Source organism: Ruegeria sp. AL1 (genome assembly GCF_056540905.1).
The window spans coordinates 14,506-39,623 of sequence record NZ_JBQFXP010000001.1 but is presented as its reverse complement, the minus strand read 5'-3'; the positions used below and the strand labels follow the sequence as shown (position 1 = coordinate 39,623).

At 59.3% G+C, this 25,118-nt stretch carries 20 protein-coding genes and 1 tRNA gene; 7 read left to right on the top strand and 14 right to left on the bottom strand.

Annotation, left to right across the window (positions count from 1 at the left end):
* Positions 1-100: 100 nt before the first annotated feature.
* Positions 101-1,501 carry a glutamate--tRNA ligase gene (gene gltX, locus ACRZ9X_RS00190; protein WP_480515032.1) on the bottom strand — a complete coding sequence of 467 codons (1,401 nt, stop codon included), beginning with the start codon at positions 1,499-1,501 and terminating at the stop codon, positions 101-103.
* A gap of 78 nt (positions 1,502-1,579) precedes the next feature.
* Here gltX and ACRZ9X_RS00185 point away from each other — a divergent pair, with 78 nt between their 5' ends.
* Positions 1,580-3,622 (top strand): ComEC/Rec2 family competence protein, encoded by a 2,043-nt coding sequence (locus tag ACRZ9X_RS00185; protein ID WP_480515030.1) that lies wholly within the window; start codon positions 1,580-1,582, stop codon positions 3,620-3,622.
* On the opposite strand, the gene lexA is transcribed toward ACRZ9X_RS00185, so the two are convergent.
* From lexA to ACRZ9X_RS00155, 6 genes are all read right to left on the bottom strand, one after another.
* On the bottom strand, positions 3,616-4,314 hold the full coding sequence (lexA, locus tag ACRZ9X_RS00180; RefSeq protein ID WP_480515029.1) for a transcriptional repressor LexA: 699 nt from the start codon (positions 4,312-4,314) through the stop codon (positions 3,616-3,618). The two genes, ACRZ9X_RS00185 and lexA, sit on opposite strands and share 7 nt — an antisense overlap.
* Before the next feature lie 78 nt (positions 4,315-4,392).
* Positions 4,393-5,565 carry a molybdopterin molybdotransferase MoeA gene (locus tag ACRZ9X_RS00175; RefSeq protein ID WP_480515027.1) on the bottom strand — a complete coding sequence of 391 codons (1,173 nt, stop codon included), beginning with the start codon at positions 5,563-5,565 and terminating at the stop codon, positions 4,393-4,395.
* On the bottom strand, positions 5,562-6,035 hold the full coding sequence (gene moaC, locus ACRZ9X_RS00170) for a cyclic pyranopterin monophosphate synthase MoaC (protein WP_480515025.1): 474 nt from the start codon (positions 6,033-6,035) through the stop codon (positions 5,562-5,564). The genes ACRZ9X_RS00175 and moaC overlap by 4 nt, the downstream gene beginning before the upstream one ends.
* Entirely contained in the window at positions 6,035-6,847 is an 813-nt protein-coding gene (trpC, locus tag ACRZ9X_RS00165) for an indole-3-glycerol phosphate synthase TrpC (RefSeq protein ID WP_480515024.1), read from the bottom strand. Before trpC ends, moaC begins: the two co-directional genes overlap by 1 nt.
* The gene (gene trpD, locus ACRZ9X_RS00160; protein ID WP_480515022.1) at positions 6,844-7,863 is read right to left on the bottom strand and encodes an anthranilate phosphoribosyltransferase; all 1,020 of its coding nucleotides are present in this window, start codon (positions 7,861-7,863) and stop codon (positions 6,844-6,846) included. The genes trpC and trpD overlap by 4 nt, the downstream gene beginning before the upstream one ends.
* Positions 7,860-8,441 (bottom strand): anthranilate synthase component II, encoded by a 582-nt coding sequence (locus ACRZ9X_RS00155; protein ID WP_480515020.1) that lies wholly within the window; start codon positions 8,439-8,441, stop codon positions 7,860-7,862. Before ACRZ9X_RS00155 ends, trpD begins: the two co-directional genes overlap by 4 nt.
* Before the next feature lie 199 nt (positions 8,442-8,640).
* Here ACRZ9X_RS00155 and ACRZ9X_RS00150 point away from each other — a divergent pair, with 199 nt between their 5' ends.
* Positions 8,641-10,089, top strand: a complete 1,449-nt coding sequence (locus tag ACRZ9X_RS00150; RefSeq protein WP_480515018.1) for a divergent polysaccharide deacetylase family protein — start codon at positions 8,641-8,643, stop codon at positions 10,087-10,089.
* A 36-nt stretch (positions 10,090-10,125) separates the two neighbouring features.
* Here ACRZ9X_RS00150 and trpE read toward each other — a convergent pair whose 3' ends face one another.
* The 5 genes from trpE to fabI form a co-directional block, all read right to left on the bottom strand.
* Positions 10,126-11,637 (bottom strand): anthranilate synthase component I, encoded by a 1,512-nt coding sequence (trpE, locus tag ACRZ9X_RS00145; protein WP_480515016.1) that lies wholly within the window; start codon positions 11,635-11,637, stop codon positions 10,126-10,128.
* Positions 11,638-11,648: 11 nt separating this feature from the next.
* Positions 11,649-13,490, bottom strand: coding sequence for a peptidyl-prolyl cis-trans isomerase (locus tag ACRZ9X_RS00140; protein ID WP_480515014.1), 1,842 nt, complete (start codon positions 13,488-13,490; stop codon positions 11,649-11,651).
* An 84-nt stretch (positions 13,491-13,574) separates the two neighbouring features.
* Positions 13,575-14,750, bottom strand: coding sequence for an aminotransferase (locus ACRZ9X_RS00135; protein WP_480515013.1), 1,176 nt, complete (start codon positions 14,748-14,750; stop codon positions 13,575-13,577).
* Between the two features lie 69 nt (positions 14,751-14,819).
* Positions 14,820-15,329 carry a xanthine phosphoribosyltransferase gene (gene gpt / locus ACRZ9X_RS00130; protein ID WP_480515011.1) on the bottom strand — a complete coding sequence of 170 codons (510 nt, stop codon included), beginning with the start codon at positions 15,327-15,329 and terminating at the stop codon, positions 14,820-14,822.
* Between the two features lie 4 nt (positions 15,330-15,333).
* Positions 15,334-16,140 (bottom strand): enoyl-ACP reductase FabI, encoded by an 807-nt coding sequence (gene fabI / locus ACRZ9X_RS00125; RefSeq protein WP_480515009.1) that lies wholly within the window; start codon positions 16,138-16,140, stop codon positions 15,334-15,336.
* Positions 16,141-16,275: 135 nt separating this feature from the next.
* Here fabI and pdxH point away from each other — a divergent pair, with 135 nt between their 5' ends.
* The 4 genes from pdxH to ACRZ9X_RS00105 all read left to right on the top strand — a co-directional run bounded on the left by pdxH (position 16,276) and on the right by ACRZ9X_RS00105 (position 18,125).
* Positions 16,276-16,881, top strand: a complete 606-nt coding sequence (gene pdxH, locus ACRZ9X_RS00120; RefSeq protein ID WP_480515007.1) for a pyridoxamine 5'-phosphate oxidase — start codon at positions 16,276-16,278, stop codon at positions 16,879-16,881.
* A gap of 142 nt (positions 16,882-17,023) precedes the next feature.
* Positions 17,024-17,530, top strand: coding sequence for a cold-shock protein (locus ACRZ9X_RS00115; RefSeq protein WP_480515882.1), 507 nt, complete (start codon positions 17,024-17,026; stop codon positions 17,528-17,530).
* A gap of 7 nt (positions 17,531-17,537) precedes the next feature.
* Positions 17,538-18,005, top strand: coding sequence for a DUF192 domain-containing protein (locus tag ACRZ9X_RS00110; protein WP_480515005.1), 468 nt, complete (start codon positions 17,538-17,540; stop codon positions 18,003-18,005).
* A 43-nt stretch (positions 18,006-18,048) separates the two neighbouring features.
* Positions 18,049-18,125, top strand: a tRNA-Pro gene (locus ACRZ9X_RS00105).
* Between the two features lie 6 nt (positions 18,126-18,131).
* On the opposite strand, the gene ACRZ9X_RS00100 is transcribed toward ACRZ9X_RS00105, so the two are convergent.
* Positions 18,132-18,536 carry a hypothetical protein gene (locus ACRZ9X_RS00100; RefSeq protein WP_480515003.1) on the bottom strand — a complete coding sequence of 135 codons (405 nt, stop codon included), beginning with the start codon at positions 18,534-18,536 and terminating at the stop codon, positions 18,132-18,134.
* A gap of 568 nt (positions 18,537-19,104) precedes the next feature.
* On the opposite strand from ACRZ9X_RS00100, the gene ACRZ9X_RS00095 reads away from it, so the two are divergent.
* Positions 19,105-22,722, top strand: coding sequence for a vitamin B12-dependent ribonucleotide reductase (locus ACRZ9X_RS00095; protein ID WP_480515002.1), 3,618 nt, complete (start codon positions 19,105-19,107; stop codon positions 22,720-22,722).
* 571 nt (positions 22,723-23,293) lie between these two features.
* On the opposite strand, the gene ACRZ9X_RS00090 is transcribed toward ACRZ9X_RS00095, so the two are convergent.
* A complete protein-coding gene (locus tag ACRZ9X_RS00090; protein ID WP_480515000.1) occupies positions 23,294-24,838 on the bottom strand; it encodes a trimethylamine methyltransferase family protein in 1,545 nt (514 codons plus the stop codon).
* Positions 24,839-25,118 lie beyond the last annotated feature (280 nt).

The window sequence follows — 25,118 nt, the reverse complement described above, 5'->3', positions numbered from 1 at the left end:
TGCGCAAACCGGTTCGCTGTCCGATGTTGCGACCAACGGACGCGCGGGCGCGCAGTCCGGGTGTTAGCTGAGCAGGGTTACCCAAATATGAAACTTTGGTTCAAACCGCTGCGTCAGAAAGCCGGGCCAGGGTTTCCTCCCGCCCCAGCACCAGCATCATGTCAAAAACCGAAGGTGTAACAGCCCGGCCTGCCAATGCGGCGCGCAAAGGCCCCGCCAGCTTGCCGAACTTGACGCCCTTGGATTCCGCAAAGGAATTCAGGGCATCCTCCAGTTCGTTCCGCGTCCAGCTAGCATTTTGCACATGCGGCGTCAATTCTTTCAGTATACCGTCGGATACAGAGGCCAGCGCCTTCGCGGCCTTCTCATCGGGCTCAATGGGGCGCGACGTCAGAACGAATTCCGCTTTTTCAAGGAGTTCAGGGAATGTGCGCGCCCGATCCTTGAGGCAATACATCGCACGCTCCAGATCACCGGATTGTGTGTCAGTCAGGGCTGACAAACCGGCTGCAGCCCGATATTCTTCGATTTCTCGCCGCAGCGCAGCATCATCTGAGATGGCAATGTGCTGCCCGCATAGATTTTCCAGTTTTTTCAGATCGAAGCGGGCGGGGCTTTTGCCGATTCCGTCCAGATCGAACCAGGAACGAGCCTGTTCATCTGTGAAAAACTCATCATCGCCATGGCTCCACCCCAGGCGGGCCAGATAATTGCGCATACCGGCGGCTGGATACCCCATCGCCTGATATTCCTGTGCGCCCAATGCGCCATGACGCTTCGACAGCTTCTTACCGTCCTGACCGTGAATCAGTGGAATATGGGCCCAAACCGGAACATCCCAGCCCATCGCCTCATAGATCATCATCTGACGCGCTGCATTGTTCAGATGGTCATCACCACGGATCACATGGGTCACGCCCATATCGTGGTCGTCCACCACCACAGCCAGCATATAGACGGGTGTCCCATCCGAGCGGAGCAACACCATATCATCCAATTGGTCGTTGCGGATACTTACATCGCCCTGCACCTGATCGCGGATGACAGTCGTTCCATCTTGCGGTGCTTTGATTCGAACGACGTAAGGAGCATCCGGGAGGGTTGCTGGATCCGCGTCGCGCCAGGGACTGCGGAACAAGGTGGACTTACCCTCTGCGCGGGCCTGTTCCCGGAAGGATGCGATTTCATCCTGCGTGGAAAAACACTTGTAGGCTTTGCCTTCGGCCAGCAGCTGATGGGCCACTTCGGCGTGGCGGGTGGCTCCTTCAAACTGGCTGACGACATCTCCATCGTGATCCAGGCCCAGCCACGCCATGCCCTTTAGAATGGCTGCCGTTGCTTCGGGGGTAGAGCGTTCGCGATCTGTGTCCTCGATCCGCAACAGGAACTTACCGCCGCGACCGCGTGCGAACAGCCAGTTGAACAATGCGGTGCGCGCGCCGCCGATATGCAGGAAACCGGTAGGAGAGGGGGCAAAACGAGTGACGACCTGATCGGACATTGTTGGGATTAACCTTTTGGTAACCGTGTCGGGCATAGAGTGGCGCCTGTCTAACGAGCCGGAAGGACGGGGGCAACCATGCGTGTTCTTGCAGGTTCTGCTGCAGGGCTGCTGAACCAGCGCGGGCACTTGTTCGCCTGGGCTCCGGTATTCCTGGCGGTCGGGATTGGCCTGTATTTCAGCCTGCGGTTTGAGCCGGAAACGGATCATTACCTCTGGGTTGGTGCCCTGATGGTCGTCGCGTTTGGTACGGCGTGGCGTCTGTCTGCCGCCTGGGCTCCGTTGGCGATGGGTGCAGCGTTGGTTTGTGGTGGGTTTCTGCTGGCCGGCGCGCGCGCTCATATGGTTGCAGAACCGGTCTTGCAATGGCGTTTTTACGGCCCGGTCGAGGGGAGGGTCGTGGCGCTGGACCGCTCTGCGTCGGATGCGCTGCGGGTTACATTGGATCAGGTTCGGATCGGGGACGCTCCTGCTGACCAGCGACCCCAGCGCATCCGGCTGTCGATTCACGGCGATGCCGTCCCCCTGCACCCCGGTCAAAGGGTCATGACAACGGCGCATCTGTCGCCGCCGCAAGGTCCGGTCGAACCGGGTGGGTTCGACTTTCGTCGCCACGCCTGGTTTCAGCATCTGGGCGCCGTCGGCTATACGCGAGTGCCGGTTGTCACGCTTGCCCCGGCGCATAAGGGTCTGGCAGGCGTGCGCGTGAATGCCGTGCGTATGGCGATCTCTGAGCGGGTACGGATGCTTCTGCCTGGCGAGGTTGGAGGATTCGCAGCCGCGGTAACCACCGGCGACCGAAGCGGTATGGGGCAACAAACCCTCAAGGACCTGAGGGCGTCTAATCTGGCGCATTTGCTGGCGATCTCCGGGCTCCACATGGGGTTGTTAACGGGCTTTGTGTTTCTGACCTGCCGGATTGGTCTTTCGGCCATTCCCGCACTTGCATTGCGGATCTCGGTCAGAAAAATCGCTGCGATCTGCGCCTTGGCGGCCGCCACGATGTATTTGTTGATGTCCGGGGGTAATGTGGCGACCGAGCGGGCCTTTGTGATGGTTTGCGTCATGTTAGGGGCTGTCCTGATCGACCGTCGCGCCATCTCGTTACGGGCGGTTGCGGTTGCCGCGTTGATCGTCCTGGTGTTGAGGCCTGAAAGCCTGCTCAGCCCTGGGTTCCAAATGTCTTTTGCCGCGACCACGGCTTTGGTGGCGGTCTTTGGTGCCTTGCGCGATGTCCGCCCAATGCCGGGTCCGAAATGGTTGCACCCGGTCGCAGCGCTGGTCATGTCTTCGGCCATCGCCGGGCTGTCGACGGCTCCGATCGGGGCCGCGCATTTCAACACCATGTCGCATTACGGGTTGCTGGCCAACCTTCTATCGGTGCCGATCATGGGCACCATCGTGGTTCCGTCTGCTGTTGTCGCGGCCCTGCTGGCTCCGGTTGGTTTGGAGTGGATTGCACTCACGGTCATGGGGCTGGGTCTTAGATGGGTATTGTGGGTAGCTGATCACGTGTCGGGGCTGGATGGCTCGCTTGGCTATATTGCCAGCCCCCCGGGTTTCGTTCTGCCGGTTCTGGCCATCGGGGTCTTATGGCTTGTCCTGTGGCAGGGACGGGCGCGGTGGCTGGGCCTTGCACCGGCCATCATCGCGCTGACCTTGTGGGGGCAGGGGCAACGTCCGGATATCCTGATTGCCGATAGTGGCGGATTGGTCGGTGTGATGACGGAAAAAGGCCGCGCCCTGAGCAAACCCAAGGGCAGTGGATTTGTCGCGACGGTCTGGCTGGAAAATGACGGGGACGGGGTGGCACAGCCTCTTGCCGCCGACCGTTGGCCCGCATCGGATAAAAGGGTTCAGCGCTATGCAGTGGGCGACAAAGAGATTGTGCACCTGACGGGAAAGCGCGCAGCGCAGAGCTTTGACGAATGCAAAGGCGATCAGATTGTGGTGGCCCCGGTCGCATTGACCTTGAACGGGGATTGCATGGTTCTTGATCTGAACAGGCTGCAAGGCACCGGCAGCCTTGCATTCGGCAATGGCAAATGGGTCACAAGCACAACCATTTCGGGTCAGCGTTTGTGGTCACCGGGCGGATCGGACGGCGGTTACGCTCAGTAGCTGCGTATCAACCCAACCAGACGACCCTGAACCTTGACCTTGTCTTCCGGCAGGACGCGGGTTTCATAGGCCGGGTTCGCGGCCTCCAGCGCGATGGCGTGGCCGCGTCGAAAGAACCGTTTCAGCGTGGCTTCCTGATCTTCGACCAGCGCTACGACGATGTCACCATTGTCAGCGGCCGAGGTTTCGCGGATCACCACAACATCGCCGTCGTTGATGCCTGCGTCGATCATCGAATCTCCGCGAACCTCAAGCGCATAGTGATCGCCTTTCCCGGACACCATGGTTCCCGGAACAGCGACGTGATGCGAGACATGGCTGATGGCTTCGATCGGAACACCAGCGGCGATCCGGCCCATCACGGGCAGTTCCATCGCGTTCACGGTAACCGGCTCGAAATTTGCGGGGCGCGGGCCATCCGGCTTGTCGCCTTCGATCACACGCGGTTTGAAGCTTGCCGTCGGCTCCCCGCCCAGACTTTCGGGCAATTTCACAATCTCAATGGCGCGGGCCCTGTGGGCCAGACGCCGAATGAACCCGCGCTCTTCCAATGCGGTGATCAGACGATGGATGCCGGACTTGGATCGAAGATCCAATGCGGCCTTCATTTCGTCGAAACTGGGCGGAACACCGTCCGCCTGCACGCGTTTATGGATGAATTCCAGCAAATCCAACTGCTTCTTGGTCAGCATCGCTCACACCTCGTCGCTCATACGTTTTCTTTTGTTCTACGCATGTTCACGTTTTGTGTCAACGGATTTGCCGTGCAACTAGATCGGCAGATACTGAACTTCGTCGCCCGCGGCCCGTTCGGGGTCATGCGGCACGCGCACCAAAAGCGCATTGGCCTGCGCCAAAACGCTAAGCAATGAGCTGTCCTGATCGTCGCAAGCCCGAATGCCGTTCTGGTCAAGGACAGCGCGCATGTAATGTTCGCGCGGACCGTTTTTGCCGATAGGTTCAGCCAGCCTGGCACGCTGGAACGGCGGCAGGACCTGTTCTACCCCCAGCATTTTACGCACCATGGGCAACAGGAACAGATAACCACAGACCATCGCGCTGACCGGATTGCCGGGCAGACCGACCATTGCCGCGCCCCCCAGACGCCCCGCCATCAGAGGCTTTCCGGGTCGCATCCGGATTTTGTAGAATGAACGTTCCATGCCCAACCCGTGCGAGACATCCGCGACGAGATCGTATTCTCCGACCGAGGCGCCGCCGATGGTCACCACAAGATCGGCTCCCTGCGCCAGCTCAAACGCCGTCTCAAGCGAGGCCACGGTATCGCGGGCAATCGGCAGGACACGGACATGTGCACCCTCGTTTTCCAGCAACGCTTTCAGACCAAATGTGTTGGATGCGATGATCTGGTCGGGGCCGGGCGTTTCACCGGGCATGACCAGCTCATCTCCGGTCGAGATTAACGCCACCACAGGTTTGCGAGAGACGGGCACCGAGGCGATGTTCATCGCTGCCATCAATGCGACATCCTCGGGGCGCAAGGTGCGTGGTGCGGTGATTGTTGATCCGCTTTTAAAATCGACACCGGCGGGGCGAATATTGGTTTTTGAACCCGGATCGTCCGTGATCGTCAGCAGATCACCGCGACGCTCTGTGTCTTCCTGAATGACAACGAAATCAGTGCCTTGAGGAACAGGCGCACCGGTGAAAATGCGCACGGCCTGACCCGGCCCTACTGTCCCGTCATAGCGCCGCCCCGCGGCTGCTTCGCCGACCACCTTGAACATGGCATGCAGTTCGACCTCGGTTGATTTGACCGCATAGCCATCCATGGACGAGGCTGCAAAGGGCGGTTGATCCCGCGTCGCCGCAACGTCATGCGCCAACACGCGCCCGGCGGCGTCGGCAAGCGGCACTATTTCGTCGGGCAGAGGTGTTACCAGATCAAAAAGAAGGGCGCGGGCGTCTTCTACGGTGATCATTTTGCCTCGTAAAGTCCGGACTTGCCGCCATCTTTCAAAAGGACGCGAATTCCGCCGATTTCCATCGCCTTGTCCACAGCCTTGGTCATGTCATAAACGGTTAACGCAGCGGTCGAGACTGCTGTAAGAGCTTCCATCTCGACCCCGGTCTGTCCGGTCGTCTTGACTGTGGCTTCGATCTGCACACCGGGAAGGCTTGGGTCCAGCGTCAGTTCGACCGCCACACGTGTGACGGGCAGAGGATGGCAAAGCGGGATCAGATCGGGTGTTTTCTTGGCCCCCATGATCCCCGCCAGTCGGGCGACGCCCAGAACATCGCCTTTCTTGGCGCGTCCTTCTGAAATGATTTCAAAGGTTTCCCGGGCCATTTTGATGTGGCCTGCTGCCACGGCAACACGATCGGTTACCGCCTTGTCCGACACATCGACCATATGCGCCTGTCCCTGCGCATCGAAATGGGTCAGGGTCATCACATCACTCCTGGAATCAGGGGGTTGGCCAGCAAAGTGTGGGTGGCTGCGGCGACGTCATCCTGACGCATCAGGCTTTCACCGATCAGGAAACAGCGCGCGCCATAACGCGCGATATCGGCCAGATCTGCGGGCGTGCTCAGCCCGCTTTCACAGACGATGGTCCGGTCAGCGGGAACCAGCTTGGACAGTCGTCGGGTCGTATCCAGAGTGGTTTCGAAGGTCTTGAGATTGCGGTTGTTGATGCCGATGAGTGCGCTTTTTAGGGCGGTTGCACGCTCCAGCTCGACCTCGTCATGCACCTCGATCAGAACGTCCATGCCCCAATCGAACGCTGTCTGCTCCAACTCGGCGGCCTGCGCGTCACTGACCGATGCCATGATGATCAGGATACAATCAGCCCCCAGCGCGCGCGCTTCGACGACCTGATAGGGGTCGTACATGAAGTCCTTTCGCAATGCGGGCAACGAACAGGCGTCACGCGCGTCGGTCAGAAAGCTTTTGGCGCCCTGAAAACTGGGCGTGTCGGTCAGGACGGACAGACAGGCCGCGCCGCCATCTTCATAGGCTTTCGCCAACATCGGAGGGTCAAACTCTTCACGGATCAGACCTTTTGAAGGGCTGGCCTTCTTGACCTCGGCAATCAAGCCATATCCACCGCGCGCCGCTGTTTGCAGAGCGTTGGCAAATCCGCGTGGCTCTGACGCGTTTCTTGCTTCGGCCTCAAGGGTTTCCAGCGGGGTTTCTGTCTTGTCCGCCGCGACCTCTTCGAGTTTGTAGGCTTTGATTTTGTCCAGAACGGTCTCGGTCATGCGGCTTCCTGTGTTATGCGCGCCAGGGCGGTGATTTTGTCCCGTGCCCGGCCGCTGTCGATGCTGTCGGCCGCCATGGTGACACCTTCTCGCAAATCGCCTGCAGCCTCGGCAACCACCAACGCGGCGGCGGCGTTCAGCAGAACGGCGTCACGATAAGCCGAAGGCGCGCCATCCAGTAGAGCGCGGAAAGCCACGGCGTTGTCCTCGGGGGTGCCCCCGAGAATGTCTTCAAAAGGATGAACGGGCAGCCCGGCGTCTTCGGGGTGCAGCTCAACCTCTTTCACGGTTCCATCCTCGACCGAGGCCACCCAGCTTACCCCGGTGATGGTCAGTTCATCCGTGCCGTCCGACCCGTGGACCAGCCAGGCATGTTCAGCCCCAAGCAGGCCCAGCGTTTCTGCCATCGGCCGGATCAGATCGCGGCTGAACGCGCCGGTGAGCTGACGTTTGACGCCCGCAGGATTGGTCAGAGGGCCGAGGATGTTGAAAATCGTACGCGTGCCCAGCTCTTGCCGCGAGGGCATGACATGAGCGACCGCGGGATGGTGCATCGGGGCCATCATAAATCCGATACCGACCTCTTTCAGCGCCTTTTCAACGACCTGAGGCCCGACCATCACGTTGATCCCAAGCTGACCCAGCGCATCTGCTGCACCGGATTTCGAGCTCAGGTTCCGGTTGCCGTGCTTGGCGACGATTACTCCGGCACCTGCCACGACAAAGGCGGTCGCGGTCGAGATGTTCAGCGTGCCTTTTCCGTCCCCACCGGTGCCGACGATATCCATCGCCCCTTCAGGTGCCGTCACCGCATTGCATTTTGACCGCATCACACCCGCCGCTGCGGCATATTCCTCGACCGTTTCACCGCGCGTGCGCAGGGCCATCAGCAGACCGCCGATCTGGCTGGGCGTCGCGGCACCATCAAACAGGATGCCAAAGGCCTGTTCAGCCTCGGCGCGAGTCAGGGGCCGGTCGGCGGCAGCACCGATCAGCGGTTTCAATGCGTCGCTCATGCAGGGACTTTCATCTCATTCAGGAAATTCTTGAGCAGGGCATGACCATGCTCGGATGCGATGGATTCCGGGTGGAACTGAACACCGTGGATTGGCAATTCTTTGTGCTGCAATCCCATGATCGTGCCGTCCTCAAGTTCGGCGGTGATCTCAAGGCAGTCGGGCAGGGTAGCGCGGTCCACGACCAGCGAGTGGTATCGCGTTGCCTCGAACGGCGACGGCAGGCCCGCGAACACGCCTTTGCCGGTATGATGCATCTGTCCCATCTTGCCATGCACGATCTCATGACAGCGCACAACGTTGCCACCGAAGGTCTGGCCGATGGTTTGATGACCCAGGCAAACGCCCATCAGCGGTGTCTGCGTCTCGGCAGCGGCCTCGGTCAACGCCAGGCAAATACCGGCCTGATCCGGGTCGCAGGGGCCGGGGCTGAGCAGAATGCCTGCGGGGTTCATCGCCATCGCCTCTTGCACGTTCAGCGCGTCGTTGCGGCGCACGACCATTTCGGCCCCAAGCTCACCCAGGTAGTGAACCAGGTTGTAGGTAAACGAGTCATAGTTGTCGATCAGCAGCAGCATTGGGGCACTTGTCTTTGCTTGGGCATTTGGGGCTGGCGATGCAGACCCGAGCCGCGATATAATGTCGGAACATACATGCTCAGGCTTGTGCGTCAGCGTCAAGAGGACATACCCAACTTGACGCCCGTTCGAGTGAGTGCCACAGCAGATGGCGCTTTGGGTGTGTGAGGCAAGAAACAACGCGAAAGGCGAGTTTTCGATGGGCGGATTTTTCGGTGGTCTGATCGCCGGGGCGGTCGCTGTTCTGGCAGTGGGGGCGGTCATATCGATGACCTCGCCCCTGACAAGCAAGCCCGAAGTGGTGACACAAGCGCCCGAGGTTGCGGCGACGCCTGAACCCGTAAATGCCGGAAATGTAGATGATTCCGGGGCAGACGCGGATCTGGTCGAGCTGCCGCCCCATGCGCCGGAAACACCCGAAGCGCAATCTGATACGCTGGACAGCCTTGGAACAGCGGGCCTGCAGACCGATGCCCGGCCCGATACCGGGGTAACGCCTGACAGCCCGGATGTTCCACCAGTTCCTGCGTCGCTGTCGGTCTCTTTGGACACGGACGCGCCTGCCGCACCGCCGATGCCGATTCCCGCACCCGCGTCGCCACAGACCGAAGTCGCGCCCGAGGTTGTGACAGACACGCCCCCTGCACCCGAACCGCAACCGGTCGGCGAAACCCCGCCGCAGGACCAGCAGGTCGCGGCCCTCGTGCCCGAGCAACCTGCGCCTCCGGCTGAACCGGTTGGAGCCGAAGACACGGACGAGCCTGATTTCCAGCCTGAGGTGCAGACAAGCCCCATCGCGGTAGAGGGTGAGGAAGACACTCAGCCACGTGCTCAGCCCCGCGTGTTGACCTTGCCCAGAATTGAGACCGATCAGCCGGCGACGTCGGGTACGTTGGTCGGCAAGCGCGTCGTGCCCATTCATGAGCGTAACAAAAAACCGGTTGAGGCCGCTGCGGCTCCGGTCCAGAGCTCGGCCAAACCGATCGAGGATTTTGCGGCGTCTTTCGAGAACCCCGAGGCCAAACCCCTGATGTCGATCATCCTGATCGACGAAGAGGGCGCATATGGGGCTGAGGCGTTACAGGAATTCCCGTACCCGCTGAGCTTTGCGGTCAGCCCGTCCGATCCGGAAGCGGCCGAGAAGATGGCGCGGTATCGTGCCGCCGGGTTCGAGGTTCTGGCGATGGCCGACCTGCCGAAAGCAGCCAGTGCGCAGGATGCCGAGGTTTCGCTTTCTGTCTGGCTGGATGAGCTGCCCGAAACCGTCGGCATTCTGGAAGGCGTCGACGGCGGAATTCAGGGCAACCGCAAGCTGGCCGATCAGGTGGCCGCGATTGCTGCCGGAACGGGGCGCGGGCTGATTACGCAGGACAATGGGCTGAACACGGTACAGAAACTGGCCGCGCGAAACGGTGTGCCATCCAGCGTCGTCTTTCGGGACTTCGATGGCGCCCGGCAAGACTCCAAGAGCATGCGCCGTTTTCTGGATCAGGCCGCTTTCCGCGCCGGACAGGAAGGGGCGGTCGTGATGTTGGGGCGGCTGCGTCCCGAAACGATCTCGGCTCTGCTGTTGTGGGGGCTGGAAGATCGCGGAAACCGGGTTGCCATGGCTCCGATCTCGGCCGTGATGATGCAGGAAATCCAGTAGCGCGAACCCTCAGGCAACCTGTGTGACGCGGGTTCGTCAGGTGTTCCCGTTACCAGTAAACCGGGCCGCGTCAGCGGCGGCGCGCCGGATTGCGTTGGATTTGTGGACAGTCTCCATAAACTCGGCTTCTGGGTCGCTGTCATAGACGACGCCGCCCCCCGCCTGAATATAGAGCTTGTGATCCTTCACGATGGCCGTGCGCAGGGCTATGCACATGTCCATGTCGCCCCCTGCGCTGAAATAGCCTACGCCACCGCCATAAACACCGCGCTTTTCAGGCTCCAGCTCATCAATGATCTCCATCGCGCGCACTTTAGGTGCGCCCGAGACCGTACCCGCAGGCATCCCGGCAAAGAACGCGTCCAGAGCGTCTTTATCTTCGGCCAGTTCGCCCACCACGTTCGAGACGATATGCATCACGTGGCTGTAGCGTTCGATGATGAACTCTTCGGTGGGGCGCACGGTGCCGATCTTTGACACGCGACCGGTGTCATTGCGGCCCAGATCCAGCAGCATCAGATGTTCGGCCAGCTCTTTCTTGTCGGCCATCAGATCGACCTCGTTCGCCTTGTCTTCTTCGGGGGTTGCACCCCGGGGACGCGTGCCTGCGATGGGACGAATGGTGACCTCGTTGCCAAAGACGCGCACAAGGATTTCAGGGCTTGCACCTACCACCTGAAACCCACCGAAATTGAAATAGAACATGAACGGCGACGGGTTGGTGCGCCGAAGCGAGCGATAGAGTGCAAAGGGCGGTTGCGGAAAATCCTGTGTCCAGCGCTGCGCGGGAACGACCTGAAAGATGTCACCGGCCCGGATATATTCCTTGGCCTTCTCAACCGCCTCCATATAGCCGGATTTGGTGAAATTCGAGACTGGTGGTGCAACCTCGGACGCGTCACCCAGATCGCGGGTTTCCGCCGGCATGGCACGCTCCAGATCGCGCACCGCATCCATGACACGTTCGGCGGCTTGCGCATATGCGGCCTTGGCCGACTGGCCGTCGCTGACCCATGCGGGCGATACAACGGTCACTTCACCTTTGACACCATCCAGTACTGCCACCACGGACGGGCGCAACATGATCGCGTCCGGCAGGCCCAGCGGATCCGGGTTTGCATCGGGCAGGTATTCGACCAACCGCACCATGTCATATCCGAGATACCCAAACAGACCAGCTGCAGCCTGGGGAAGATCGTCAGGCAGCGCGATCCGGCTTTCAGCCAGCAATGTTCGCAGGTTGTCCATCGGGTTGCCATCCTGAGTGGCAAAATCGTCGGCATCAAAGCGGGCCGAGCGATTGAGCTCGGAGCTTTCCCCCCGGCATCTCCAGATCAGGTCCGGCTTCATCCCGATGATCGAATACCGCCCCCTGACCTCGCCGCCGGTAACCGATTCCAGCATGAACGCGTCTTTTTGTGCGCCCGTCAGCTTGAGCATCAGCGAGACCGGCGTGTCCAGATCCGCCGCGAGCCGGGTGTAAACCACCTGGTTTTCGCCCGCCTCATAGGCGCGGGCGAAGGTGTCGAAATCTGGGGTCAGGGCCATGCTGCTACTCTTTAAAAGCTCGACTGGACCGCGTTCAGCGCCTGTTGGTCCAGAACGGGGCGGGCGCGAGTCTGGGCGTCGCGCACATAGATGTTGAAGATATCCTGTGCCAGTGCCTGATTGAGCTGCGCGGCCAGTGCATCCTGCATCTGACGTTGCTCATCAGTTTCCGCCGGAGGCAATTCCTCATCCAGGCGCACAATCAACGCCGATTCAGTGCCGGAGATCACGCGGAGCTCTCCGGGCTCCATCTCGAAAACCTGCACCATGAAATCCGCAGGCACATCGTCCAGAAATGCCGTGCGGGTCAAGGCATTTTCAACGCGGAAAGGAAGTCCGGTCGCCGTAAAATCGCCATCGGTTGCCAGTTGTGTCAGCGTGGTATTGGCCTGCTCCTGCAGCGCTTTGGCTATCTCCTGCTGCACCCAGGCTCCGGCGACTCGCGCGCGGGCGCTTGCCAGTGGTTCGGGACGCGGCGGCAGAACTTCGTTCACGCGCAAAGCAAAGATCGAGCCGTCTTCCAGAAATGCGATTTCGGGGAAATCGCCTTCGTTCACCGCCTGCGCAGCCATGCGGAAGCCATCATAGGCCGCGACACCTTCGTCACTTTGTTGCGTCCAGTCGATGCTGCCAAGCTCCATCTCGGTCTCGCCGACCAGTTCTTCCAGCGTCGCGCCACCGGCCAGCAGGTCATTGATGTCTTCGGCCTGTGCCTCGATCTGGCGGCGTGCCCGTTCGGCTGCAAGTTCTTTGCGCAGTTCCGGCTCGGCCTGTTCAAAGGTGACGTTGTTGGCGGCCAGCGATCCGTTGATGCGGAACAGCGCGGGGCCAAATGTGCTGGGCAGGGGGCCGACCACATCGTCGATCTCAGCCGCAAAGATGGCATCAGCGGCCTCGCCCAGATCTTCACGGGTGACGTCGCCGAGGTCGATATCGCTCAGTTCCAGTTCGCGGTCACGCACCAGCTGTTCAAACGTCGTGCCGCCGACTTCAAGCTGGGCCAGCGCTTCGGTCGCCTCGGCCTCGGTGGGATACGTCAAACGCTCTACCAGACGGCGTTCGGGTTGTTGGTATTGAGCCGCGCGGTCGTCGTAGAGACGGCGCAGCGTGTCCTCATCCACATCCACGCTGTCTTGCAGCATGCCGGGCGACAGGATGGCATAGGTCAGGCGTTTGGTGCGGGGCAGGGTGAATTGATCGGTGTTCTCGTCGTAATATGTCTGAACCTGAGCGTCGGTTGGGGCAAGAATCGGTACCTCCAGCGCGTCAGCGGACAGGGTGGCGACGGTAAAGCTGCGCCGGGCGAGCACGTAATTGGCCAGCGCATCGGTCATTGTCAGAGGCATTTCCACCCCGCTCATCAGCGCGCCCTGAACGATGGTGCGGGCCGATTCCTTGCGCAGATCGTCCTCGAATTCGGAATCAGACATGCCGACCTGTTCCAGCTGAAAGCGATAGGCTTCACGGTCGAAGGTGCCGTTCACGCCCTGAAAGGCAGGGATTTGCACGATTTCCTCCTGTAGGTTCTCGTCGCCGATCGAGATGCCCAACTGGCCCACTTCGTTGTTGAGGGCGGCCAGTGAGATCAGGCGGGACAGGGCCAGTTGATCGAGCCCCAGATCGCGCGCCTGCGAGATTTGCAGCGGCTGGCCGGTTTGCGCTTCAACGGCACGAATTTCGCGCTGTAGCTCGCGGAAGTATTCATCGACCGAGACGTTTTCGTCTCCTACCTGCGCGACAGTGCGAACAGTGCCGGACAGGCTTGTCGCGCCGAATCCCGCCAGACCCAGCATCAAAAGACCCATGAGAATCCAGACAAAGGTTTTGGATAGGTTTTTCATGCCTACGGCCATGGGTGCCCTCTTTCGTGCGTTTTGGCAGGTGTCTGCCCTGTCAGTTGCGGCCCTGAATACGACGGGCACCGCCGGGGGGCAAGCTCAGAAGGTCAGCGCAAGCAGACGGTCGAACATTTGACCGATTCCGGCACGATCGAGATTGGCGAACGCAATGCGTACCTGCCGTTTCCCCGCCGGATCGTGGTCAGGCATGAACATGGTTCCGGGCAACAGCAAAATGCCCGCCTCTGGCACCAGCCGCCGGGCCAGCTCGTCTGACGGGATGTCGAACGGGTGTTCCATATAGGCAAAATACGCACCCAGCCCCAGCAAACGCCAGCCTTTGTCGGTCAGCCGGGGCATTGCCTCGGAAATCGCGGCGCGCCGGTCCAGGATTTCGTCGCGTTCCCCTGCCACCCATTGCGACAGGTTCTGCATGCCCCAGCGGGCCGCATACTGGCCAATCTGGCCCGGGCAGATTGCGACGGTATCCAGGAACTTTTCGGTCTCGGCCAGCAAGGCGGGACTGGTGGCAATCGCGCCGACTCGGTGCCCGGTCAGGCGGTACGCTTTTGAGAAGGAATAGAGGTGAACCAGCGTATCCTGCCAGTCCGGTTGCTGGAACAGCGCGTGCGGCGGGCCGCTGCGGCTGTCGAAATCCCGGTAGGTTTCATCCACCAAAAGACGAATGCCCGTTTCGCGCGCAAGATCAAAGAAGGCGCGAACCAGCTCAGATGGATACTCCACACCGCCGGGATTGTTCGGCGTGACCAGCGCAATCGCGCGGGTCCTATCAGTGATCAGCGCGCGGGCTTTGTCCGGGTTCGGCAGAAGGTCGTCACCGGTTGGCAGGTCGACAGTGTTTACCCCTGCCATATCCAGCCACATTTTGTGGTTGAAATACCATGGCGTAGGCAGGATGACCTCATCTTCCTGATCTGTGATGGCCGAGATCGTTGCCGCAAATGCCTGATTGCATCCCGAGGTGATGGCGACCTGGTCGGTGGTCACGTCTGCGTGGTAGTGTTGTCCGATCTGTTTCGCCAGTTCCTCACGAAGATCGTTGTTCCCCAGAACCGGGCCGTAGAGATGCGCACTGTCCTGGGTGACGGCAAACTCGGCCATGGCCTGCCGCATCGGCAGCGGGGGCGGATCGACGGGGGCCGCCTGACTGACATTGATCAGAGGACGGTCGATCAGAAATGTCACACCGTCAAGCCAGCGCCTTGCCTCCATCACCGGAGGGGGAAATGTGGCGCTGGTGCGGGTCTGGGTCATGGCAATCGCAATCTTTTTGCGAGGCTCTGCCTCGCGCTCCGAGGTATTTTTGAACAGAAGAAGATGGAGTCAGTCTGTGCCCCGGTAGGGTTCGACATATTGCAGAGCCATGTCCCATGGGAAAAAGATCCATGTATCCTGGCTGACCTCGGTGATAAATGTATCGACCATCGGGCGGCCTTTGGGCTTGGCGTAAACGGTGGCGAAATGGGCGTTGGGATACATATCGCGGACCAGTTCCAGCGTTTTGCCGCTGTCGACCAGATCGTCGATGATGAGAATGCCTTCGCCGTCGCCCATCAGTTTGTCGTCGGGCGCCTTGAGCACTTCCGCCTCGCCCTGGGCCTGATGGTGGTAGGATTTGACGCTGACGGTATCGACGGTGCGGATGTCGAGTTCGCGGCTGACGATCATCGCCGGGGCCATTCCGCCACGGGTGATGGCCACAACGGCGCGCCATGCGCCATCGTCGGGGCCTTGCCCGTCCAGCCGCCAGGCCAGCGCACGCGAGTCGCGGTGAATCTGATCCCAGCTGATGTGAAAGCCTTTTTCGTGGGGCAGGCGGTCCTTGGCGCTCATGGTTTTACCCCTTTTCAACGTCTGGTGCGTCAACAGCTTTCATGCCGACGATATGATACCCCGAGTCCACGTGCAGGTTTTCACCGGTCACGCCGCTGCTGAGGTCGGACAGAAGGTAGAGCGCCGATTTACCCACATCGTCGATGGTTACGTTGCGGCGCAAGGGCGAGTTGTATTCGTTCCACTTCATGATGTAGCGGAAATCACCGATACCGCTGGCGGCCAGTGTCTTGATCGGGCCTGCCGAGATCGCGTTGACGCGGATGCCGTCCTTGCCGAGATCCTCGGCCAGATACTTAACCGACGCCTCCAGCGCGGCCTTGGCGACACCCATGACATTATAATGTGGCATGACTTGTTCCGCGCCATAATAGGTCAGAGTGATTGCGGAGCCACCTTCGGTCATCAATTTCTCGGCCCGTTGCATGACGGCGGTGAAGGAGTAGACCGAGACATCCATGGTCAGATTGAAATTGGCACGACTTGTGTCGACATAGCGTCCGCGCAGCTCATTCTTGTCGGAAAACCCGATGGCGTGGACGATGAAGTCCAGTTTGCCCCATGTTTCGGACAGTGCGGTGAACAGTGCGTCGATCGACGCTTCGTCGCTGACGTCGCAGGGCAGAACCACTTCGCTGCCCAATTGCGCTGCCAGCGGGTCGACCCGCTTTTTCAGAGCGTCGCCCTGATAGGAAAATGCAAGCTCGGCCCCGGCGTCGGACAAGGCGCGCGCAATGCCCCATGCGATTGATTTGTCATTGGCCAGTCCCATGATGAGGCCGCGTTTCCCGGCCATCAACTGATTTGACATGTTTGTTTCTCCGCATGTCGTCGCGTTATGTCCGGTTGGTTTATGCCATTGATTGCCTTGCTTCAAGGCCATGCGCTCTTGCCCATAGCAGGTTCTCGCCTTAGGGTTGGCCGTAAGTCTTTCCAGGGGATGGAAATGAGCGAGCGCAGTGGCATCTTTGCCGGGGCCGATCCGTTTGAAATAGCGGGGCGGTGGCTGGCCGAGGCCGAGAAGACCGAGCCCAATGATCCGAACGCGGTCGCGCTGGCAACCGTGGATACGGATGGATTGCCAAATGTCAGAATGGTACTTCTGAAAGAGATCGAGGCCGATGCCTTTGTGTTTTATACGAACTACCACAGTGCGAAGGCGACGGAGCTGGAGATGGCCGGCAAGGCGGCTTTTGTCATGCACTGGAAATCTTTGCGGCGTCAGCTGCGCGTTCGTGGTATAATATCGCGAGAAGAAGGACCGCAGGCGGATGAGTATTATGCGTCACGTTCGCTCAAAAGCCGGTTGGGGGCGTGGGCCTCGCATCAGTCGCAACCTTTGGAAAGCAGGGCCGCACTGATGGCCGAGGTTGCAAAGGTGACAGCCAAACTTGGCCCTAACCCGCCGCGCCCTAAATTCTGGGGTGGGTACCGATTGGTCCCGTTGGAGATCGAGTTTTGGGCCGATGGCGCATTCCGGTTGCATGACCGCTTCCGCTGGAGCCGGACGCAGGCAGACTCGGATTGGCGGGTGCAGAGGTTGAATCCATGACGTTCGCGTATCGTGAAATGCAACACATAGTAAACAAAGGGTTTTTTCGGCTTGAATTTGTGGGCCAATCCCATAAACAACTAGCCTTCTATGAAGCGCTCACTATCGTGATGAGAAAACAGTGCCAGATGACATGAACAGCATGTATCGCGTCCGAGGACACGTAAAGTGGTTCGACCCTGCCAAAGGGTACGGATTTGTTGTGTCCGAAACGGGTGGTCCGGATATTTTGCTGCACGTCAACGTCTTGCGCAATTTCGGGCAAAGCTCGGTTGCGGATGGCGCTGGCATCGAAATCATGACGCATAAGACCGACCGCGGTGTTCAGGCGGTCGAAGTGATCAGTGTCGATCCGCCCGCCCGCGCCGAGACCATGATGCTGGCGGATTTTGCAGAACTTGACCCGGACGTGATCTCTCATGCGCCGCTTGAGGCCGCACGGGTCAAATGGTTCGACAAGGGCAAGGGCTTTGGGTTCGCCAATGTCTTTGGCAGCAGTGAGGATGTGTTCCTGCATATCGAAGTTCTGCGTCGGTCGGGCTTGGCGGATTTGCAGCCGGGTGAGGCGTTGGCGATGCGGGTGATCGATGGCAAGCGGGGCCGGATGGCGGCTCAGGTTCTGGCTTGGGAAGCCGCTCTTAACGGTTGAGACTCTTATGGTCAGGTTGTTCTCGGTACTGGTGATTCTGACACTGTGGTTCAGTGGGATCGCGCAGGCCGAGTGCCGTCCTGACCGGGTTGAACTTAGAAACGACGCGGCTCAGATCAGATTTGATATCGAACTTGCGGTCACGCCGCAGGAAAAATCCCGAGGTTTGATGTTTCGCGAGAGCATGCCGTCCCGGGCGGGTATGCTGTTCGTGTATGACCGGCCTCAGCCCGTTGCCTTCTGGATGAAGAATACGCTGATTCCGCTGGATATGATCTTTGTCGATCAGACCGGGTTGGTGTCGCATGTGCATGAAGGCGCCATCCCGGGTGATTTGACTCCGATCGAAGGAGGGGATTCGGTGTTTGCGGTTCTGGAAATCAATGCCGGGTTGGCTGCACGCTATGGCATTCGTCCCGGAACTCAGATGCGCCACGAAGTTTTTTCGCAAGGCCCCGCAATTTGGCCCTGTTAGGGCTTTTCAAATCAGAACGGCACGTTTAGGAAGGCGCACGGTCCGGGGCGTGGCGCAGTCTGGTAGCGCACCTGTTTTGGGTACAGGGGGTCGTAGGTTCGAATCCTGCCGCCCCGACCACTTTCCTCACTCAACGGGGTTTCCACCGAAATTGGTGTAGAGCTGTGAGAAATCCCGATCCAGGCTTTGGCTGCGGACGGGAACTTTTAACGTATTTCCGCTTTTCTGTGGCACCAGGAAAAACAAATCGGCATCGACGCGGTAGCCTTGCGGGTTCTTGCTGGAACTCAGGCGAGTCACGATCCGGGGCAGCTCTTGCGGGTATCCGTCATAGTTCAGAATCAGGAAAGCCGTTGTATCCGGCGGCAACAACTCGCGGCATTCGAAACTGCTCTGGCCTGTGATCTCGTAATCATCCCCCGGTCCGGCGCAGTCGGTTTTGAACGAGTTGAACAGAGTCTGGGGGTATTCAGGGAATTGAGCGCTGCGCGAGCCGACCACAGGTTCTTGTGTCGTGCAGGACACGATCATTGCGATCACCGGAAAAAATCGAAGACATCCCATACTGAAAACAACCCTGCATCGCAGATTTCGATCTTTTCTGAGTATGGCATGGCATGTCGCGACCGTACGATGATTCTCTGACCTCATCGTTAATCACATCTTGGTTGATCATCGGCCGGTAAGCATGGGGACATAAACGGGAATCAAGATGCAACTGGTTCGGTGCCGCGGGGGCGTGGCGGATGCACTTCAAGACAAAGAATCGAGCATTGGCTGGTTCCCGCTTATCTGCGGCTGGAGGTCAACAAAAAAGATTTCAAAAATGAGGGAAAAACCCCGTTGACCTACTATGGCAATATACGCCAGATTGTATAAGCCGAACAATGAGCCACAAAATCTGGTAGGCAATGACCAGAACGGCCCATGGGCAAGGGACGGAAAGCAAACCAGTGTAAACGTGCAACCGTATTGGCGGTTTCGCGCTGTGACAGGCGGCGTCCGGTCCTTTGTGCCTGAAAATGATCGGCTGTGCGGGCGGCACCCCGCACCCCAACATTTAGTGCCGGGAACTTTGAAATTAGCTGGGGCAGCGGACATGAAGATTGAGAGAAAATTCACCAAGTCAGGCCAGGATGCATATGCAGAGCTGGATTTTGTGTCCGCAACTTCTGAAATCCGCAATCCGGATGGCACCATTGTTTTCCGTCTGGACAACATTGAAGTGCCCGCAAAGTGGAGCCAGGTCGCAAGCGACGTCATTGCTCAGAAGTATTTCCGGAAGGCGGGTGTTCCGTCTGCTCTGAAAAAGGTCAAAGAAAAGGATGTGCCCGAGTTCCTGTGGCGCTCGGTCCCGGCGGATGGCGCTGAATTCGACGGCGAGACCTCGTCAAAGCAGGTGTTTGACCGTCTGGCCGGTGCCTGGGCCTATTGGGGTTGGAAGGGTGGCTATTTCTCGACCGAGGAAGACGCGCGCGCTTACTTTGATGAGATGCGCTATATGCTGGCAACACAGCGCGCCGCGCCGAACTCGCCTCAGTGGTTCAACACGGGTCTGCATTGGGCTTATGGCATCGACGGTCCCGCGCAGGGGCATCACTATGTCGATTACAAAACCGGCAAGCTGACCAAATCGAAATCCGCTTACGAACATCCCCAGCCGCACGCGTGCTTCATCCAGTCCGTCGATGATGATCTGGTGAACGAAGGTGGCATCATGGACCTGTGGGTCCGCGAAGCGCGCCTGTTCAAATACGGCTCGGGCACCGGGACCAACTTCAGCCATCTGCGCGCGGAAGGCGAGGCGCTGTCGGGTGGCGGCAAATCCTCGGGCCTGATGGGCTTTCTCAAGATCGGCGACCGCGCCGCTGGCGCGATCAAATCAGGCGGGACAACCCGTCGGGCAGCAAAGATGGTAATCGTCGATGCAGATCACCCCGATATCGAGCAATTCATCGAATGGAAGGTGCTCGAAGAGCAGAAGGTGGCCTCGATCGTTGCCGGGTCGAAGATGCACGAGAAGATGCTGAATGGCATTTTCGAGGCCATTCGGTCTTGGGACGGGTCTGCGGACGATGCGTACGATCCGAACAAGAACGACGCGCTGAAGAAGGCTGTTCGTGAGGCCAAAAAGGTCGCAATCCCCGAAACTTACATCAAACGCGTGCTGGACTATGCAAAGCAGGGCCACGACAGCATCGAATTCCCGACCTATGATACGGACTGGGATTCGGAGGCCTATAGCTCGGTCTCGGGCCAGAACTCGAACAACTCGATCCGTGTGACCAATGCGTTCCTAACGGCCGTTGAAAAAGACGCCGATTGGGAGCTGATCAACCGCACCGATGGCAAGGTCGCCAAGACCGTTAAGGCGCGGGATCTGTGGGAAAAGGTTGGCCATGCCGCATGGGCCTGCGCCGATCCGGGCATCCAATTCCACGACACGGTCAATGAATGGCACACATGCCCCGAAGATGGTGAGATTCGCGGATCGAACCCGTGCTCGGAATACATGTTCCTTGATGATACGGCCTGTAACCTGGCGTCGATGAACCTGCTGACCTTCCTCAAGGACGGTGAGTTCCAGGCTGCGGACTACATGCACGCCTCGCGCCTGTGGACTCTGACGCTGGAAATCTCGGTGACGATGGCGCAGTTCCCGTCGAAGGAAATCGCGCAGCTGTCCTATGACTTCCGCACCTTGGGTCTGGGCTATGCCAATATCGGCGGCCTGCTGATGAACATGGGCTACAGCTATGACTCGGATGAGGGCAGGGCCATCTGTGGCGCGCTGACCGCGATTATGACCGGTGTGGCTTATGCGACCTCGGCCGAAATTGCCGGGGAGCTTGGTCCGTTCAAAGGGTACGAACGCAACGCGGATCACATGCTGCGCGTCATCCGCAACCACCGCCGTGCGTCGCAGGGCGTGACCGAAGGCTATGAGAAACTGGCTGTGAAGCCGGTGCCTCTGGACCACGGCAACTGCCCAGACAAACGTCTGGTTGATCTCGCAATGTCAGCCTGGGATGAGGCACTGAGCCTTGGTGAAAAAAATGGCTACCGCAACGCGCAGGCTACTGTGATTGCGCCCACCGGCACCATCGGTCTGGTGATGGATTGCGACACGACCGGGATCGAGCCAGACTTTGCGCTGGTCAAATTCAAGAAGCTGGCCGGTGGCGGTTACTTCAAGATCATCAACCGCTCGGTACCGTCGGCGCTGGAAAAGCTGGGCTATTCCTCGGCTCAGATCGAAGAGATCGTCAGCTATGCGGTTGGTCACGGCACCATCGGCAACGCGCCGGGAATCAACCATACCTCGCTGACCGGTCATGGCTTTGGCCCGAATGAGTTGGCCAAGGTAGACGCCGCGCTGGAAAGCGCCTTCGACATCCGGTTCGTTTTCAACCAGTGGACGCTGGGCGAGGATTTCTGCACTGGCGTTCTGGGCATCCCCGCGACCAAGCTGAACGACCCGACCTTCGACCTGCTGCGCCATCTGGGCTTTACCAAAGCGGATATCGACGCGGCCAACGACCACGTCTGCGGAACCATGACGTTGGAAGGGGCTCCGCACCTGAAGGAAGAGCACTACGCCATCTTCGACTGCGCCAACCCGTGCGGCAAGAAAGGTAAGCGTTTCCTTGGGGTTGATAGCCACATCACCATGATGGCGGCGGCGCAAAGCTTCATCTCGGGCGCGATCAGCAAGACGATCAACATGCCGAATGACGCGACCATCGAGGATTGCCAGAAGGCTTACGAATTGTCGTGGTCGCTGGGCGTGAAGGCCAACGCGCTGTACCGCGACGGCTCGAAGCTGTCGCAGCCTCTGGCGGCGGCGCTGGTCGAGGATGACGACGATGCGGCAGAGGTTCTGGAAAGCGGTTCGACGCAGGAAAAAGCTGTCGTTCTGGCCGAGAAGGTGATCGAGAAGGTTGTGGTCAAGGAAATGATCCGCAGCCACCGCGAGAAACTGCCGCATCGCCGCAAGGGCTATACCCAGAAGGCAATTGTGGGCGGCCACAAGGTCTATCTGCGCACCGGTGAGTTCGAAGACGGCAAGCTGGGCGAGATTTTCATCGACATGCACAAGGAAGGCGCTGGCTTTCGGGCGATGATGAACAACTTTGCCATCGCCGTTTCGGTTGGCCTACAATACGGTGTGCCGCTGGAAGAGTTCGTGGATGCCTTCACCTTCACCAAGTTCGAACCGGCGGGGATGGTGCAGGGCAACGACTCGATCAAGAACGCGACGTCGATCCTGGACTACATCTTCCGCGAACTGGCTGTGTCCTATCTGGACCGCACCGATCTGGCGCATGTTAAACCCGAGGGTGCAACCTTTGACGATCTGGGCCGCGGCGAAGAGGACGGCCTGTCGAATGTCTCGGAAATCAGTGAAAGTGCGGCCACTAAGTCCTTGGAAGTACTGAAACAAATCAGCTCGACCGGGTATCTGCGCAAGCGCCTGCCGCAAGACCTGATGGTGTTCAATGGCGGCCAGGGTGACGTGACGGGCATGGCGGAAACGGCCGCTACGTTCGAAACATCTGCTGAAACGTCAGTCGCAACCGGAATGGACGCGCGTACGAAAGCCAAGATGCAGGGCTATGAGGGTGATCCATGCGGCGAGTGCGGAAACTATACGCTGGTGCGCAACGGCACCTGCATGAAGTGCAACACCTGCGGTGCGACAAGCGGGTGTAGCTGAGGAGAACCCAATGCAAGTTTCTGGATGTTTCAAAATTGGAGATAAAGTTCACAGTTTCCACGAAAACTTTGGCCAAGGGGAGTTTTTGCTTCCGGTGCCGTTGAACTTTCTATGTTCCAACCGGACGAGGGCGCACGAACTAGAGCTCTGTTTGGATCATCCGGAACTGTTTGATGCTTATCCCGGCAACCATACTTGGGGTCTCGAACCTCAAGGCACGGGCTCACAGAGCGGTCGTAGGATAACTTTGAGCTATTGCATTGAACCAAGAACTTAGCGCCCCGGCAACCCGGGGTGCAGGGGTCGGATAGCTGCCACAGGCACCGACCCCGACGAATACGGAGCGAAGCGCCAAGACTTACCAAGCGCGGTGCTCCACTCGGCCGACATGCCCGTGTTGGCCGGGAACAGGGTGGGGCGGAAGATTGCTCTTTCCCACTCTTTTTGGGGACGGGTGCGCTCGTCCCATACGACGTCCAGGCCGCAGGCAAAAAAACACCGGGCGGTCAACGAGATGAGCCTGGATGGCGAAACTGACAGGGGGCTTCGGCCCCCTTTCTTTTTCAATAACTTACGTCGGCAAGTGAATGTTGAACCTTGATCGTAACGCGGCATCCAGCATCGGGTCGAACCGTGCCGGAGAAGGCGACGACAGAATCTCGTCTTTTCGTGCTTTCGCTTTTTCAACCAGATCGGGCTTGTCCAGCTCCGCCCATTCCTTGGGCGAGGTACGATCGCCCAAGGTTGGATAAACATAGTCCGCCTGCATCCGGCTCAGCGTCGCATCCGTGCCCAGATAGTGGCCGGGTCCGCTCAGACAAACCTCGGCCATCTGATCCAGAGCCAGCGTCTCGTCCGAAACTTCGATCCCGCGCACGCAGCGCTGCGCTTGACCGATCAGATCATCGCCAAGGATCAGGGATTCGTGGCAAAACCCCAGAAGTGACGAGTGCATACCGGCAGCTTCGTAGATCATGTTCGCCCCAGAAAGCCCGGCCATGATGTTCGAGCACATTTGTTCCCATCCGGCTTGCATGTCGGGCAGTTTTGCATCCGAGGCGCCGGCAGCAGTTCCGCCCGGCAGGTCATAAAACGCATGCATTTGCGCGCAGCCTGCGCTGAGCAGTGCCTGCTCGCCAGAACCGACCGACATGGCTCCGGTACGTAGGTCCAGACCAAAAGGCCATGTGCCGAAAATGGCGGGTGCTCCGGGGCTTACGGCGTTGACATAAACCAGGCCAGCAAGGCATTCGGCGGTCGCCTGAGTGATGGCTCCGGCAACGGTGGACGGGGCCGTGGCGCCGGCCATTCCCGCCGATAACAGCAGAACTGGCATCCCGGCTTTGATGCACCGCTCCATCACCTCGCAGCTTTCAGTGGCGAACTTCATCGGAGGGACCACGAAGCAATTGGAATTCGACACAAATGGCCGCGCGCGCCACGCGTCTTCTCCGCCCGCAATCATGTGAAGCATTTCAACCGCTTGCGCTACATAGTTCGGATCGCTGAACGAGGTTCCGATATGTTTGAATGTGCCTGAACAGCAGGCGTAGATGGTGTTCAGATCCATTTCGAGGTTATCTGTGATATCGCGGCAAACCATGGGGCGCTGTACGAAATGGATATTGTCGAGCTGCTCGCAGATGCGGGCCGCATCGTGGAGATCCTGCAGTGTCGAGTCGCGATAGTTGCGCCCATCGACGTCGACCATGTGAACGGCGGCTCCGGCTGTGCCGTAGTGCACACGATTTCCCGAAAGAATCAGGTCGGTTTGACCATCCCGGCTGCACAGGGTGACCGACCGGTTTGCACGGGCCAGCGTATCCTCGACCAGCGCGGCGGGAAACCGAATGCGGCCGTCCTCCCCCAGCACGCACCCGGCTTTTACCAGATAATCGACGCCGCTTTGCGGCGCATCGGCAAGTCCAATGGTTTCAAGCGCCTGCAGCGCAGCTCGGTGAATGCGTTCGACATCAGTTTGGCTGAGCGGGCGATAGGTGCCGCTTTCCATCCCCGGGCGCACCGGGCGAAGGTGATCGGGTAGGGCCGCGGCACGCGCGGCGCGGCGCGCAGCGCGTCCGCCACTGCGAGAGGTGGTACGGGTTTGTTCGGTCATGGGTAAAGTCCGGATTGGGAATCGGGTGTCAGGGTAACGCTCGGGTTAAACCTCAGTCGGGCGTCCCCGCGCAGCGCGCCCGCGATCTGCACCGATTGTTCGGCTAATCAAACGGATTTTCCAGACATCGTTTGGCATGCGATCCCCATATTGGTAATTCGCGATTATCCAATCTGCTGCGGCACAATCTGTCCTGTTTGCGACCTGGTGCCTAAATTCTTTGCGTCTCAGGTCTGGGATGACGGAAGCCCAACAATGCGTGATAAAATGTTTTTCTCCC